Below are 15,173 nucleotides of genomic sequence, written 5' to 3' on the forward strand. Positions count from 1 at the left end.
GCGTTCTCCGCGATCAGCTCACGATCCATCCGCGGCTTCCGGTAATACCCCTGAATCGACGCCAACGACGACAACTTGAACAGATTCCGCAACCCCGTCGCGTTCCCCGCCAGCATCGTCATGTGCGTATACGCACCCGCACCCGAAACATCGCCGCCCTCGCCCAGCTCGTCCGCGCCCCGCTGGTTCGACTGCCCCCAGAACACCGGCTTCTTGTGAAACCGGCTCTCCGGCGCCACATACGCCTCGATACCGATGATCGGCTTGATCCCGTGCTTCTTCGACGTCTGAAAAAACTCGTCCCCGCCGTACATGTTCCCGTGATCAGTCATCCCCACAGCCGGCATGCCCAACCGAGCCGCCTCCGCGAACAGAGGACCGATCTTCGCCGCACCGTCCAGCATCGAATACTCGGTGTGGACGTGCAGGTGGACAAACGATGGCATGGCCGCATTGGACCCGCCGCACCGCAACGGCGTCCAACAACCGACACGCGCGCTCGGACCACCTCCGGTTGTGCCCCGAGGTACCGCCGGTGGGTGAGTCCTTTGTGGACTCACCCACCGGCGGATTTTATTCTTCGAAGTCGTCGTCCGCGAGCAACGCGTACAACCGGCGACGGGCTTCGCGGAGAACCTTGCGCGCCTCCGCGAACTGCGCCTCGCTGCCGGCGTGCGCGACCTGCGCCGCCGCCCCGCCCAGCTCGCCGATCTGCTGATACAGCGCGGCGAACCGGTCAGCCCCCGGTTCCTCCTCGCGCACCGGAGACTCCCAGAGCGCCGCGAACTCCTCCTCCCGCCCGGCGACGTGCTCGCGCCCGGCTTCGGTGAGATGCGCGACGCGCCGCCCGCCCTCTTCCGCGGTGCGGACGAGACCTTCGTCCTCGAGCTGCTGCAGAATCGGGTAGATGGAGCCGGGACTGGGCCGCCACTCGTCATTCGTGCGACGCCGGATTTCCTGCATCAACTGATAACCGTGGCGGGGTTCCTCGGCCAGCAAGGCGAGAACCGCCGGACGCACGGGGCGAGCTGGGCGGGCTGGGCCTCGTCCGCCTCGGCCGCCGTGCTGCGGGCCGCCGAAGAAGCCACCGGGGCCGCCTGGTCCGCCGGGACCGCCCGGTCCGCCGGGGAATCCCGGGAAGCCAGGGAAGCCCGGGAATCCGGGAAACCCCGGACGATGCGGCGGTCCGGGCGGTCCAGGCGGACCGGGAGGCCCCGGAGGGAAGCCGCCGCGAGCCTCGAAGACGGTGCCTTCCCAGGCTTCCTCGTCACCGGGACGCCCCGGATGTCCTGGATGTCCTGGGTGTTCACCCGGGTGGCCGGGATGCCGCTGGTCGCCGAGGTGCTCGTCCGGCCGGCCGTGATGGTCGCCCGGCTCGCCCGCGTGCCAGTCCGGATGGCCGAGGTGCTCGCCCGGTTCGCCTGGCCAGCTGTGATGGTCGCCCGGTTCGCCCGTGTGCCAGTCCGGATGACCAGGCCGGCCGAAGCTGACTCCCGGTGCCCCGAAGAGCCCTGTCTGACCAAACCTGGCACCGGGTCCGCCGAACACCGCGTGCTGGCCGAACCCCAGACCTCTCCCGCCGAACTGCCCAAGCCAGCCGCGCTCCGCACCCGACCCGCCGGAATTCCCCGGCCAGCCGCGCTCCCCGCCTGACCCGCCGAACTGCCCGGCCCAACCGCGCTCCCCGCCTGGCCCGCCTCCCCAGGGCCACCCGTGTCCTTCCCCCGGCCCGCCCGGATGTCGCCCCCTCCCCTCGCCAGGCCCGTCGCGATCCGCCTCCGGCCTGCCCGGCGGCATCCCCCGTCCGCCGTCACCAGGGCGAACCGGCCCGGACCGGCCGAAGCCGAACGGCATCCCCCGTCCGCCGAAACGCTCCGGGCCGCCGAAGCCCCGGAACAGGTGTCCTCCGCCTGCGGTCCTTGTCATGTGGTCCTCCTCCATCGTCGAACGATCGCCGATATGCCCACGATATATCGGCGATTGTTCGACGGCAAGGCCGCCCGAACCAGCACACGGAAAAGATCAGGACGTTCCGGCGGGTGCGGTCGTCGCGCCTTCCCCTCCGAAGCGGATGGACTTCGCCTCCTTGCCCAGGGAGGTCAGCACGGCGACCGCGATGAGCACCGGGATCACCGTCCACAGCAGCGCGGCCGTGTAGCCCTGCGACTGTGCGATGCTCTGCTGGATCGGCAGGTTCAGCGCGGCCAGCAGGTTGCCGAGCTGATAGGTGACGCCGGGGAAGAAGCCGCGGATCGCGTCCGGCGACATTTCCGTCAGGTGCGCGGGGATGACACCCCACGCGCCCTGGACCATGACCTGCATCAGGAACGAGCCGAGCGCGAGCATCCCGGCCCCGTGGTCGACGGCGAAGATCGGGATGATCGGCAGTCCGAGCACCGCCGCGCCGACAATGGTCATCCGGCGGCCGAAGCGTTCCGACAGCGAGCCGAAGACCAGTCCGCCGATGATCGCGCCGACGTTGTACAGCACGGCGATCCACGTGCTGGTCGCGGCGCTCAGGCCGGCGCCGCCGTGCTCGGTCGCCTTAAGAAATGTCGGATACAAGTCTTGCGTGCCGTGGCTCATCCAGTTGAATGCGGTCATCAGCAGCACGAGGTACCCGAACCGGCGCAGCACCTTCGCGTTGAACAGGACGTCCTTGACCGACGTCCGGGTGACGCGCATCTTCTCCTGCGCCGCCTCCCACACCTCGGATTCCTTGACCCGCGCCCGGATCAGCAGGCTGATCAGCGCCGGGAAAATGCTCAGCACGAAAATCCACCGCCACTCCAGGCCGAGCGCGGTGTGGAAAAGCAGATACGCCAGCGCGGCCAGCAGGTATCCGGCGGAGTAGCCCGCCTGCAGCAGTCCGGAGAAGAACCCGCGCCGCTCCACGGGAATCTTCTCCATCGCGAGCGCCGCGCCCAGGCCCCATTCACCGCCCATGCCGACGCCGTAGACGAACCGCAGGATCAGCAGCACGGTGAAGTTCGGCGCGACCGCGCACAGCACGCCCGCCGCCGAGTACAGCAGGACGTCGACCATCAGCGGGATGCGCCGCCCGGCCCGGTCCGCCCACAGTCCGAACAGCAGCGCACCGACCGGGCGCATCACGAGCGTCGCGGTGGTGATGAACGCCAGCTGCGTGGCGGTGGCCCCGAACGATTTGTCCTTCGCGATGTCCGCGAGCACGAACACGACCAGGAAATAGTCGAAGGCATCCATGCTCCAGCCGAGCCACGCGGCGAGGAACGAGTTCCGCTGATCGGCGTTGAGCTTGCGTTTTTCCTTGCCCCCGGCTGCGTTTTCGGTCACCGGCTTGGTCTACACCCCGGCATGGCGGCGAGGCAAGAGTCGCATGTGGACTCAGGATCTCCCCGACATACCAAGCGAAAGCGGAGGAATCGGGTTACTCGGTCGTTTTCACCGAACGGGTCAGCAGATGCGCCTCGCGCATCCGACCGTCCACGGTGAACTGCCCGAAGAACGACACCTCGATCTCAAGCTCCTTTCCTCGCTGGCGCACGTGCAACGTATACCGCGCGGCGACGCGGTCGCCGTCGGCCATCGCCTCGTGGACTTCGATCCGGCCGTCCGGCCGGTTTTTCCGCACTGGACGGCAATGCGCGATCAGCCGGTCGCGGTCGATCCGCACCCCGTCGGCGATCTGCACGACGTCGTGCGCGTGATAGCGATCGACCACCGTCGCCGCGTCCTCGTCGGTGTGCACCAGATCGTCGGTGAACGACGTGAAGAAGCGCGCGATGAACTCCTTCGGATCAGCATGCGGATCGATGCGCTCTAGCGTGTCCATGACCCCTCCCCGATGAACTCTGACACACTGTAAGATATCCGCTGACGCTAACTTTGACAAGGTGTAAGAGATGTCGAAACTCCGCGCCGACGCCCAGCGCAGCCGCGCCGCGATCCTGGACGCGGCGCTCCGCGTGCTGGAAGCCGATCCGGACGCGAGCGTCGAGGGCATCGCCACGACGGCGGGCGTGACCCGCCAGACCGTGTACGCCCATTTCCCTTCCCGCGAACGGCTTCTGGCCGCAGTGCTGGACCGGCTCACCGAAGAAGCCGTCGACGCGATGGACGCCGCAGGCCCGGACACCGGCCCCGCCGCGGACGCGCTCTTGCGGGTGCTCGACGCCGCCCGCCGAGCGTCCTCGCGATACCCGATGCTGCTGCGCCGTTTCGGCTCGACGGCGTCCTCCGCAGAAGACGGCCGCGAACAGCACGAGCCGGTCGCCGAGCGGTTGCGACGGATCGTCGAACGCGGGCAGCGCGCCGGCGAGTTCGACCGTCAGCCTCCCGTGGACTGGCTGGTCACAGTCATCATCCAACTAGGCCACGCCGCCGCGGGGGAGGCCGACGCAGGCCGGCTTTCCCCAGAGGACGCCGAAAAAGAGCTGTCCACCACGGTGTTGCGAGTACTCGGCGCGTCCTGACCCGCCTCAGATCGCGACGCGAGACTGCACCCGGCGGCCGATGTCCCGCGCCCACGCCCGGATCCGGTCCCAGTCGCGAAAATCCCCGGCCCGATTGCCCCGAGCCATCAGCTTCTCCAGCACGCCGTCCGCAAGCGCCGGGTCAAGCCGCCCGCCGAACGTCTCGGTGCGCCCCGCATCAATCGCGGCGGCCAGCAACGTCACCCGCGCAGGCAAACTCACCCGGACCAGGTTCGCGCCCGGCCCGCACGGTCCACTGTGGAACAACCACACCGGACGCGCCCGCAACGCTTCAGTGTTGCGCTCTAGCAACCGCACCGCCTCAGGCCGCCACCGCGCGTAGTAGAGCGCACTGCCGACCACCACCGCGGCGTACCCCGTGACGCTGTCGACCTCGCCCGCCTCGCGCACGTCAACGGCAAATTCGGCGGCACGCAACTCCTCGCCGACAACCTCAGCGATCTCGCGCGTACCGCCACGCTTGCCCGCATGCGCGACGAGGACGTTGATCATGTCCTTATTGTCCACCCCTTCGGCAGACCCCGCCCGCCCGAAGCCGTGAGGGCCACCTTCACAGCCCCAGACTCCCTCAGGGTTCCCCTCACAGACCGGCATTCCCTCAAGGAGCCCCTCACGGAACCAGATTCCCTCAAGGAGCCCTTCACGACCCACCCACCCGCAGCCCGCGCACCCGCTATCGAGGCACCCAGCCCCTCCCCCGCACCCCGATACGAAGCCTCCCTGCGGTTCGGGGGTGCTTGTCAAGGCATCTTTCCCGCCTTGACAAGCACCCCCGAACCGTCAGCACAATCAAGCTTCGGGGTGCCCCACGCAACGCAGTACCGACCACTCAACCGACAGTTTTAGGCCGAGAAGCCAACCCCCCAAACACAACCTGAACCAACGCCAACCCGATCAACACCCCAAGCGCAGGCTTCCAAGACGAAGTAGCGTCATGAATCGCGCCAATAGCAACCGGCCCCACCGCAGCAAGCGTATAACCCGCAGACTGCGCCATTCCGGACAACGCCCCAGCGTCGGAATAATCCTTGGTACGCAACCCAAACAGCGACAACGACAACGCCAACGTAATCCCGCCGGCGAACCCAGCGAGGACAGCCCACACCACCGCAACCCCAGGCGCGACCAGCAACCCAGTCAACGCAGTCGTCAACAACAACGACCCGACGACAGCGACCGCCCGCTGATCAGGCAACCGGTGAATAAGCGCGGAACAAACCAAGCTCCCGACCAGCCCGGAAAGATTGAACAGCAGCTGGTGAAACCCAGCAGTCACCGAACTAATACCCGCGGCATGCTCGATCGAAGACAACCAAGTCACCAGCACGTAAAACGCCAGCGACTGCAATCCCATGAAAATAGTGACCTGCCAAGCCAGCGCACTCGTCCACGGCCGCGCCGCACCAGTCGCCATTGCCGGTGCCGCCGCGGAACGGCGCAGTTGCGGCAGAAAAATGCCGAGCGCCACGAGCGCGAGCCCAGCCCAGATCCCCAGCGACAACCGCCATCCGCCGGCCTGCTGTCCGGCCAGCGGAACCGCGACCCCGGCGGCAATCGCGGCGACGCCGGACTGGACCGCGGTGTACGTCCCGGTGATCGGGCCGATGCGGGTGGGGAAATCGCGTTTGACGAGCGCCGGGAGCAGGACGTTCAGGATCGCGATGGCAACCCCGAGCAGCACGGTTCCGGTCCACAGCAACAACTGCGGCGGCGTGGAACGCAACAGGATCCCGACCGCGAGCACCAGCACCGCCGCGCCGAGCGCCCGCTCGAGCCCGAGCTTCGCGGCGACCTTGGGCGCGATCGGCGAGCACACGGCGAACGCGATGAGCGGCACGCTGACCAAAACCGAGGCGGCTACGGACGACAGCCCCTGGTCGGCTTGGACGAGGCTCAGGATGGGGCCGAGAGTGGTGATCGCGGCGCGCAGATTGGTGGCGATCAGCAGGACGCCGACGAAGACGAGCGCGGGACGCAACGGGGTCCCGCGCTCGGGGAGCGCGGGGGCGGGACGGGCGGTCATGCGGCAGCCTCCGCGGCGGGCGGTTCCGGCTGGCGGGGAGCGGTTCTCGCGGCTCGATCGACGGCCAGGATCGGTTCGGGACGCAGCAGGGGCGCGGGGGCGGGGCGAGCGGTCACGACACGGCCTCCGGACCGGGAACTCCCGGCAGGCTGGGGGCGGTACGTACCTCCGCACCGTGAATCTCCGGCAGGCTGGGGGCGGTGTGCGCCTCCGCGCCGAGAATCCCGGCGGACAGGAGACAGTACCGGGAATCTCCGGCGGACACGAGACGGGCGCGTGCCTCCGGACCGAGAACTCCCGGCAGACACGAGACTGGCGCGTGCCTCCACATCGAGAATCCCCGGCAGACACGAGACGGTCCGCGCCCCCACACCAGGAACCCCCGGCAGACAGGAGACAGTCCGCACCTCCACACCAGCAACCCCCGGCAGACAGGAGACAGTCCGCACCTCCACACCAGCAACCCCCGGCAGACAGGAGACAGTCCGCACCTCCACACCAGGAATCCCCCGCGCCCCGGAGGCACCCCGCAGAACCGGGTCGTCGCTCATCGGATCCCCTCCCCGAACCGCCCCCGGATGCGACCGCCGCCAGAGCCGCCCCGAAGCGGCAGGCACATCCAGACCGGCCGGAATATTCCCGCCCCACCGCCCACCGGCACTCCCCAGCAGGCGAAACCGTCCGTCCCGATCTTGCCCGCCCCCACGCCGAGCAAGCAAGATCCTTACCGGTACACCGATTCGTAAGCCGCGCTCAGTTCGCGGTGCAATTCGGTCGAGTCGGGCAGCACTTTGCCGTCCAGGGTGTGCACCCGGGTCAGCTTGCGCACCGACGACGCGACGAAAACCCCGTCGCCGGCGAACAGGTCGTCCGCGGTCAGCGTTTCGATCTTCGCGGTGAAACCGGCCCTCTCCGCTCCCCGGTACACCGCGGCCTGCGTCGTCCCGGGCAGGATGCCGATGATCGGCGGCGGCGTGTACAGCGTCCGGCCGCGCACCATCACCACCGACACCGTCGGGCCTTCCAGCACCGAACCGTCGGTCGCGGTGAAGATGACGTCCGACGCGCCGCGCCGGTCGGCCTCGCGCAGGGCGGCCATGTTCACCGCGTACGACAGCGTCTTCGCGCCCAGCAGGAGCCACGGCGCGCGTTCGGCGAGGCCCGGTTCGACGCCTCGCTCCAGGGTGATCGCGGCGATTCCCTCGGTCCGCTCGCGCATCATCCTCGGGCTGACCTCGAGCCCGAGCGCGAAAGCCGTCGGCGGGGAGTCGGGCTCGGCGTCCAATCCCCTGGTGTAGATGAGTTTCATCGCGATTTCGCTGTCATCCGGCCAGTGGTCGGTCACCGCGCGGATGGCCCGCTCCCACCGCGCGTCGTCCGGCTCGGGCAGCTCCATCATCCGCGCCGACCGGGCCAGCCGGTCTAAGTGCAGGTCCAGTTCCCGCGGTTCGCCGTCCTCGATCAGGACCGTCTCGAACACCCCGTCGCCGCGGAGCAGGCCGAGGTCGGCGACCTTGATCGCCGGGTCGTCCGGGTCGGCTACGGAACCGTCCAGGTAGCCAAGAACACGCATGTCTCGATCCTTTGTGTTTGGCGCCGACTTCGTCGGCGCGTGCGGGATCGCCTTGAGGTCGGCGTCTGACGGAGTTGCGTACCCGGCCCGGGGGGCCGTGCACGCAACTCCGTCAGACGCCGACGCGATCCCGCGTTGTGGATGGGGGGGTCAGGAGCCGACTCGGTCGGCGAGAACGGTGGCGAACCGCAGGGCGCTGCCGTCGCCGAAGGGCAGGTTGAGCGACGGTTCGCAGATGTCCAGTTCCAGCACCCGAGGCTGTCCCCGGTCGTCGCGGACCAGGTCGACGCGGCCGTACAGCAGCGGCCGGTCCAGTCCGAGATGGCTCGCGGCGGCATCGAGAGCGGCGGAGGCGACCGCGCGTTCGTCCTCGTCGGCCACGCGCGGTTTGCGGAAATCGAGCGTCGGGACGTGCACGGTTCCGTCCGGCATCAGCATCGCGGCCTTGCGGATCGCGTGGCTGTACTCCCGGTCGAAATAGATCAGGTTCGTTTCGCCGTCCCGGTCGACCGACGCGAGATACGGCTGGACGAGCGCGTGCCCGCCCTCGCCGAACAGCTTCGACAGATGCGCGGCGGCTTCGGGCGCCGCCGGCCGGGTGAATCTGCGGACATTGCGCGAATACGCGCCGATCCCGGGCTTGACGACGATTTCCGTCGCGTCGTGATGCTGCTCCAGCACTTCCCGCACCACGACGTCCGGGTCGTCTCCGGGGGCGGCGAACCGGCTCGGGACGACCGGGACGCCGAGCGCGGCCAGGTCCGCCAGATAGGACTTGTCCAGCGCCCACCGCGCGACCGCGAGCGGGTTGAGCAGGAGCGTCGCCTTCTCGACCCGTTCGCACCAGGCCAGGAATTCCGGCAGCTGGTCCACGTAGTTCCACGGCGAGCGCAGCACGACCGCGTCGAACCGGGACCAGTCGACCTCGGCGTCTTCCCACTGGCAGACCTCGGTGCCGAGCCCGATTTTCGCGCAGGCCTCGCGCAGCAGCGGCATGTCGTAGTCGATGGGCAGGCTGACCCGATCGGTCACGAGAGCGACGGTGCGGGTCACCACGGCAGGACCTTCCCGGCGTGCACGTAACTGCCGCTCGGGCCGTCCTCGTCGAGCAGCGCGAGCTCGACGCTGGTCACGGCGCCGTCCGCCGGTTCGAGGTCGCCGGCTCCGTCGTTCATGCCGGTCTTGGTGTAGCCGGGATGCGCCGAGTTGACCTTGATCGGCGTGTCCCGCAGCTCGTACGCCAGGTGCACGGTCCACGAGTTCACCGCGCTTTTCGTGGCGCTGTAGGCCGGAAGCGCCTTGAAGGTGTCGCTGTGGGTGTAGGACTCGGGATCGCTGTGCCGGGTGAGCGAACCGAGCAGGCTCGACACGTTGACGATCCTCCCGGCGGCCGACTTGCGAATCAGCGGCAGCATCGCCAGCGTCGTCTCCACCGTGCCGAACAGGTTGGTGTCGAAGGTTTCCCGCCATTCGGCGAGCGTCTGCTCGGACGGCTGCTTGCCGTACTTCTCGATCCGCACGGCCGCATTGTTGACCAGGATGTCGAGCCGTCCGTACCGGGTTTCCAGCTCCGCCGCGGCGGACGCGATGCTCTTCGGGTCGGTCACGTCGAGCTGAAGCCCTTCGACGGCGAGGCCCGCGTCGCGCAATCCCGCCGCGGCTGTCTCGACGGCGGTTTCGTCGCGCCCGCTGAGCACCGCGCGGACGCCGCGGTCGGCGAGCTGCCGCACGATCTCGAACCCGATGCCGCGGTTGGCTCCGGTGACCAGGGCAATGGTGTCGTCCAAATCGGTCTCGCTCTCTTGTCGGTCCGGGGGTCACAGGGTGGACAGGAATTTCGCCACCGGCGGCCCGAAACTGTCGAGGTCCGCCAGGAACGCGTCGTGGCCGAGGTCGGATTCCAGCGCGAGGAACTCGACGTCCGCGCCGCCAGCCCGCAGTCCGTCGGCGATCTGCCGCTGCTGGTGCAGCGGGAACAGGATGTCCGTCTCGGTGCCGATCACGAGCGCTTGCTCGACCCGCAGCCGCGCCAGCGCCCCGGCCGTGCTGCCGCCGCACAGCTCGCCGAGGTCGAACCGGTCCATGCTGCGGCTGAGATAGAGGTAGCTGTTCGGATCGAACCGGCGCACGAACCGGCGCGCGTGATGGTCCAAATAGAACTCGACGGCGAACTCCGGGCCGAACGCGGCGTCCCCGGTCCCGGATCTCTCGCGGCCGAACCGGCGTTCCCATTCCCGCGCCGACCGGTAGGTGGTCATGCCGATCTTGCGCGCGGTCAGCATGCCGCGTTCCGGATAGCGCTCCGGAAGGTAGTGCCCGTCGTTCCACAGTGGATCCGACCGGATCGCTTCCCGTTGCAGGGAACGGATCGCGATCGAGTACGGCAGCGAATGCGCGGCGGCGGAGATGCTGACGTGGCTGCGCGCCAGCTCCGGATGCCGGGCCAGCAACGCGAGCGCGCTCATCCCGCCCATCGAAGCGCCGACGACGCACGCCAGCCGCTCGAATCCCAGGTGCCGCACCGTGTTCGCCGCGGCGTCCGCGATGTCCTCAATGGACAGTTCGGGAAAGCTGAGCCGGTACGGCTGGCCGGTCGCCGGATCGCGCGAGGCGGGCCCGGTCGATCCTTGGCAGCCGCCGAGCGAGTTCACGCAGATCACGTGCCACCGGCCGGTGTCGATCGGCTTGCCCGGTCCCACCATCGACTCCCACCAGCCGGGAGCGGGGTCCGCCGGACTGGACGCGGCGTGCGCGTCCGGCGAAAGCCCGGTGAGCAGCAGGATGACGTTGTCTCGTGCCGCAGTGGGCTGCCCAAAGGTCTCGTAGGCGACGCGCGCGCCGTGCAGCACCCCGCCGCGTTTCATGCCGAACCTCTCCGGCAGCCGGGCGAACCGCGTGGCCGGAGGAATGAACTCGTGCATCATGGGTCCCCAGGTGGTCGTACGTCACTCACCGAGCGAGGCCAGCCATTCGTCGTCCGAACCGTCGCTGATCCCTTCGAACCAGAAACTGGACAGATACCGTTCGCCGGTGTCGGGCAGCATCGCGAGCAGCACCGCGCCCTCGGGCGAGCTCTCCGCTTCGCGCAGCGCGGCGGCCAGCGTCGCGCCCGCGGACATTCCGGCGAAGATCCCCTCCTCGGCGGCCAGGCGGCGCGCGGTGTCCCTGGCCAGTTCGTCGTCGATCGTCACCAGCTCGTCGATCACGGTCCGGTCCATCACGCCGGGGACGAAGTTCGGAGCCAATCCCTGCAGCTGGTGCAGATTCCACGACTGCCCGGCCAGCACAGCCGCCTTTTCCGGTTCCAGCACGACGGTCCGCACGTCGGGCCGGGCGAGCTTGAGCATCTGCCCGACGCCGGTGATCGTGCCGCTGGTGCCGAAGCCGGTGACGAAGGTGTCCAGCCGTTTCCCGGCGAAGTCGGAGAGGATTTCCGCGGCCGTGGTCTCCCGGTGGTACGCGGGGTTGGCCGGGTTCTCGAACTGGCGGGCGCGGAACCAACCGTGCTTCTCGGCCAGCTCGTCGGCGATCCGGTTGCCGCCGAGGCTGCCGAGGTGGCCGGGGAAGAGCAGCACCTTGCCGCCGTACGCGCGGATCAGCTTGCGCCGCTCCACCGAATACGTGTCGCCGAGGACCGCGACGAACTGGTACCCGCGCGCGGCCGCCACCATCGCCAGCGCGATGCCGACGTTGCCGGACGTGCACTCCACGATCGTGTCGCCGGGTTTGAGCTCTCCCCTCGCCTCCGCGTCGAGGACGATGGCCAGCGCCAGCCGGTCCTTCACCGAGCCGCCCGGGTTGAACGACTCGACCTTGACGTACACCGAGACGTGCCCGGGCGCCATCCGGTTCAGCCGCACGATCGGCGTGCGGCCGATCGCGTCAAGAATGCTGGAGTACAGCGGCATGACGGAATCCTCCTTCGTACACAGTCGTGGCCGGACCGGCCAGGACGATCGGCTCCTCTTCGGACGGCCAGCCGATCCGGAGTTCCCCGCCGGGCACCTCGACCGTCACGTTCCGGTCGAGCCGCCCGGCCCGGATCAGCACCGCGGCGGCCGCGCAGGCTCCGCTGCCGCAGGCGAGCGTCTCGCCCGCGCCGAATTCGTGGACCCGCAACCGGATCCGGTCGCGCGCCGCGACTTCGGCGAATCCGACGTTGACCGTCGGCGGCAGGCCGGGAAGCGCCCGCACCTCCGGGCCGAGCCGCGCCACCGGAGCTGCGCCGACGTCGTCGACTTCGAGCACCACGTGCGGGTTGCCGGTGGAGGCCGCGGCGAAGCGGACGAGAGTCCCGTCCGCCAGCGCGGCCTCGTACCGGCCGTCCCGGCTCGCGAAGCCGGACAACGGGATCTGCTCGGGAGCGAACCGCGGAACGGTCAACCCGATGCTGAACGTGTTGTCTCCCAGGACTTCCACCGGATGCGTGCCGCTCGGACTGTCGATGTCGAAAGACGGCGGACGCGCCAGCCCGGCCCGGACGAGCCAGGAGGCCACGCAGCGGGCGCCGTTGCCGCACTGCAGCGAGCTTTCGCCTTCGCCGGTCCAGATCTCGAACGCGGCGACCGCGGAAGCGCTGCGCGGCGGCCGGATCCCGAGGATCAGGTCGCAGCCGACGCCGGTGTGCCGGTCGGCGAGCGCCCGGCACAGTTCCGGCGACGGCGCGGGCGCGTCCCGCAGGTCGAGCACGACGAAATCGTTGCCGCACCCGTGCATTTTGGTGAACGGAAGCGAAGGACTCACCGGTGCCGCCTTACGACGGCCGTCGTGCGCCGGTTCATCGCACCGCCGTGGTCGCGAACACCGGGGCGACCATGTCCATAATGGACTCGGTCGCGCGCGCGTCGGTTTCTTCGTCGCCGGTCGCGGCGAACTCGGCGAGTTCGAGGCCGAGGACGTCAGCGGCCGGGATCGCTTCCAGGATCTCGCGGATCAGTCCTGGCGCCAGGCCGTCCGGCACGTGGTAGTCGGCGGGCACCGTGCCCGGTTCCAGCACATCCCAGTCGATGTGCACCCACACCCGCGCACCGCCGACGGCCGCCGCGACCCGCTGCCCGGTGACCTCCGCCGGGACGAGGATCCGCACGCCCGCCTTGTCCAGCAATTCGCGTTCGGACGGATCGATGTCGCGCGCGCCGACGAGGACGACGCGGCTGGGATCGACGCCCGCGCCGTGCCCGCTTTCCCACAGTCCGCACGCGCCGGAAAGCGCCATTCCGCCGAGGTAGCCCGATTCCGTGGTGTCCGGGGTGTTGAAGTCGCCGTGCGCGTCGATCCACAGCACCGCGCAGTCCGGGTACGCCCGGACCGCGGCCGGCAGCGTCGCGAGGCTGGCCGAGCAGGTGTTGGCCGCGAGCACCGTGCGCCGTCCGGCCGTGACGCTCGCCGAAACCGCTTGCGCCAGGCCGGAAAGCGTCTCCTCCGCGGCCGGGAGGCTGGCCGTCCAGTCGTCGTCCTCCGGGCCGGCGGGAGTGCCGACGAAACGAACCTCGACGCCGTACCGCTCGTGCAGCGCACGCGCCGTGCGGGCCGCGCCCTCGATCATTCCCGCGCCGCGATCTCCTATGCGGCCCTGGGAAACGATCACTTCCATCATCGCCTGTCTCCGATCAGATAGGGGCCGCGGCCCCGTCCGGCTGCGCGGTTTCGGGTGCCCGGAAGGAAAACGGGCAGGAATCGGTCCGGTCGACGTCGTCCTCGGGCAGGCCGTACTGCCACCATTCGAGCCCGGCGACGCCGTAGGAGCCGAGCTGGCGGGCGCGCGGGGCGAGGTCGTAGCGGTCGATTCTCGCCCGGATGTTGCTGCGGACCTTGCGGCCGCTCGGGGTGTCGCCCGCGACCGCGTCGAACCGCTCGCGCGGGTTGACCACGAGCACGAAATGCTCGCCGAGGTTGCGGCTGCGCCGGACCTCGTGCGCGGGGTTGCTCATGTTGAAGAACAACGGCATTCCGTTGAAACACATGGACCACGAGCTTTCGCCGGGGTCGGTGCCGACGTTCTCCGGCCACGGGGCCGGGTCGGCGTGGTGCAGCTTCTGGAGCACCTCCCAGCCGAACGCCTGGTACCCGGCGACCGACCGGGCCGAGACGGCCGAGGGGGAGAACACGATCAGCAAGGGGTACGCGGTGTCGAGATGGCCGTTCCAGTTCCGGGAAAGCTCGACGTAGTCGGCGAGCGCGGCGCCCAGTCTCGCCACGCCGTCCGGTCCGGCGTCCTCGGCGAAGGCGAACAGCAGCAGCCTCTTCCGGAACGCGTTTCTCGAGAAGACACAAGGGAAACCGCGGTCGGTGAGCCGGGACTCGACGTCGCGGAACGCCGCGGCGCGCCAGTCGTCCCCGAACGTTTCGGCCTCCTGCTGGGTGGTCAAGGTCGTGCTGCGGGATTCGAGCAATCGGTGCATTCCGGCCCTCCGGGAATATTCTTCCTCGGGATACGTGGTCCTCTCCGCCGTCCGGCCGGGCCTCAGTCGCGGGAGCCGGCCGTGCGGGATTTCTCCGGCGGACCCGCGGAACGGATTCCGGCTGGTCGACGGCCGCCCCGGTGCGACGTCGATCGTCCGGGCATGCGAAGCGCCGCCGGCCGGTGCGGACGGTGGCGCGGGTGGTCGTGGTGGTGCTCCGCTGCGTGGTGCTGGAGTGCTCGCGATGCGCAGCGTGCTCAATGCCGTGCGAATACAGGGTGTTCGCGCAGCCGACCGGTCCGGTGCCGTCCGCGGCGCGTCCGGGGCTCACCCGCACCCGTCCCTGCCCGGCACGGCCGTGTGCAAGCCGCGATGCGAAGCCGCTGGCGGTTATTCCCCCACTGGACCAGCGCTGCTCCTCAGACTCTATGGACCCGGGCAAACCGGCGCAGCGACCATCCGGGTGAACAACATTCTACGCGAAAAAATGGAATGTCGGAGAATCTGTCGAGGCAATACGCGGAACCGAGCAATTCGCTTCCGGCATCCGGCGCAATTCCCGGACGGGAGGGTGCGGGATCGACAGCCATAGCGGGCCTGGGCCACTGAAAACGCCTGGCGGCGAGGACAAAACAGCATCGTCCACAGTAGACTGCCGATACCCGCCCGTTCCGCGCCGCGCAGGCGTTCCGCATGATGAG

16 protein-coding genes are annotated in these 15,173 nt (G+C 69.2%); 2 read left to right on the forward strand and 14 right to left on the reverse strand.

What is annotated here, in order from left to right; all coding sequences use genetic code 11:
* Together ACZ7OI_RS33355 and ACZ7OI_RS33360 are read right to left on the reverse strand one after the other, a co-directional pair.
* Window positions 1–446: PHP domain-containing protein (locus ACZ7OI_RS33355; RefSeq protein WP_470268069.1), on the reverse strand; the 446-nt coding region annotated here is incomplete at its 3' end.
* Window positions 447–573: 127 nt separating this feature from the next.
* Window positions 574–963 (reverse strand): PadR family transcriptional regulator, encoded by a 390-nt coding sequence (locus ACZ7OI_RS33360; RefSeq protein WP_470268364.1) that lies wholly within the window; start codon window positions 961–963, stop codon window positions 574–576.
* Window positions 964–975: 12 nt separating this feature from the next.
* On the opposite strand from ACZ7OI_RS33360, the gene ACZ7OI_RS33365 reads away from it, so the two are divergent.
* Window positions 976–1,653: a hypothetical protein gene (locus tag ACZ7OI_RS33365; protein WP_470268070.1), complete on the forward strand. Its 678-nt coding sequence runs from the start codon at window positions 976–978 to the stop codon at window positions 1,651–1,653.
* Between the two features lie 369 nt (window positions 1,654–2,022).
* Here the strand turns inward: ACZ7OI_RS33365 and ACZ7OI_RS33370 are convergent, their stop codons facing one another.
* Entirely contained in the window at window positions 2,023–3,225 is a 1,203-nt protein-coding gene (locus ACZ7OI_RS33370) for an MFS transporter (RefSeq protein ID WP_470268365.1), read from the reverse strand.
* Between the two features lie 184 nt (window positions 3,226–3,409).
* Window positions 3,410–3,814, reverse strand: a complete 405-nt coding sequence (locus tag ACZ7OI_RS33375) for a nuclear transport factor 2 family protein (RefSeq protein ID WP_470268071.1) — start codon at window positions 3,812–3,814, stop codon at window positions 3,410–3,412.
* Between the two features lie 70 nt (window positions 3,815–3,884).
* On the opposite strand from ACZ7OI_RS33375, the gene ACZ7OI_RS33380 reads away from it, so the two are divergent.
* Window positions 3,885–4,454, forward strand: a complete 570-nt coding sequence (locus ACZ7OI_RS33380) for a TetR/AcrR family transcriptional regulator (protein ID WP_470268072.1) — start codon at window positions 3,885–3,887, stop codon at window positions 4,452–4,454.
* A 6-nt stretch (window positions 4,455–4,460) separates the two neighbouring features.
* Here the strand turns inward: ACZ7OI_RS33380 and ACZ7OI_RS33385 are convergent, their stop codons facing one another.
* From ACZ7OI_RS33385 to ACZ7OI_RS33430, 10 genes are all read right to left on the reverse strand, one after another.
* Entirely contained in the window at window positions 4,461–4,967 is a 507-nt protein-coding gene (locus ACZ7OI_RS33385) for a flavodoxin domain-containing protein (protein WP_470268073.1), read from the reverse strand.
* A 337-nt stretch (window positions 4,968–5,304) separates the two neighbouring features.
* Window positions 5,305–6,498 (reverse strand): CynX/NimT family MFS transporter, encoded by a 1,194-nt coding sequence (locus tag ACZ7OI_RS33390; RefSeq protein WP_470268074.1) that lies wholly within the window; start codon window positions 6,496–6,498, stop codon window positions 5,305–5,307.
* A gap of 724 nt (window positions 6,499–7,222) precedes the next feature.
* On the reverse strand, window positions 7,223–8,071 hold the full coding sequence (locus tag ACZ7OI_RS33395) for an aminodeoxychorismate lyase (RefSeq protein ID WP_470268075.1): 849 nt from the start codon (window positions 8,069–8,071) through the stop codon (window positions 7,223–7,225).
* A gap of 150 nt (window positions 8,072–8,221) precedes the next feature.
* Complete coding sequence (locus ACZ7OI_RS33400) at window positions 8,222–9,124, reverse strand: ATP-grasp domain-containing protein (protein ID WP_470268076.1); 903 nt, start codon at window positions 9,122–9,124, stop codon at window positions 8,222–8,224.
* Window positions 9,121–9,858, reverse strand: coding sequence for an SDR family oxidoreductase (locus tag ACZ7OI_RS33405; protein WP_470268077.1), 738 nt, complete (start codon window positions 9,856–9,858; stop codon window positions 9,121–9,123). Before ACZ7OI_RS33405 ends, ACZ7OI_RS33400 begins: the two co-directional genes overlap by 4 nt.
* A 30-nt stretch (window positions 9,859–9,888) precedes the next feature.
* Window positions 9,889–10,995: a homoserine O-acetyltransferase MetX gene (metX, locus tag ACZ7OI_RS33410; RefSeq protein WP_470268078.1), complete on the reverse strand. Its 1,107-nt coding sequence runs from the start codon at window positions 10,993–10,995 to the stop codon at window positions 9,889–9,891.
* 21 nt (window positions 10,996–11,016) lie between these two features.
* Complete coding sequence (gene cysK, locus ACZ7OI_RS33415) at window positions 11,017–11,979, reverse strand: cysteine synthase A (RefSeq protein WP_470268079.1); 963 nt, start codon at window positions 11,977–11,979, stop codon at window positions 11,017–11,019.
* A complete protein-coding gene (gene dapF / locus ACZ7OI_RS33420) occupies window positions 11,954–12,814 on the reverse strand; it encodes a diaminopimelate epimerase (RefSeq protein WP_470268080.1) in 861 nt (286 codons plus the stop codon). The genes cysK and dapF overlap by 26 nt, the downstream gene beginning before the upstream one ends.
* A gap of 34 nt (window positions 12,815–12,848) precedes the next feature.
* On the reverse strand, window positions 12,849–13,667 hold the full coding sequence (locus ACZ7OI_RS33425) for an arginase family protein (RefSeq protein ID WP_470268081.1): 819 nt from the start codon (window positions 13,665–13,667) through the stop codon (window positions 12,849–12,851).
* Window positions 13,668–13,680: 13 nt separating this feature from the next.
* Window positions 13,681–14,472 (reverse strand): YqcI/YcgG family protein, encoded by a 792-nt coding sequence (locus ACZ7OI_RS33430; protein WP_470268082.1) that lies wholly within the window; start codon window positions 14,470–14,472, stop codon window positions 13,681–13,683.
* Between the last annotated feature and the right edge of the window lie 701 nt (window positions 14,473–15,173).

The sequence above is a fragment of the Amycolatopsis sp. NPDC114503 genome (genome assembly GCF_055633655.1).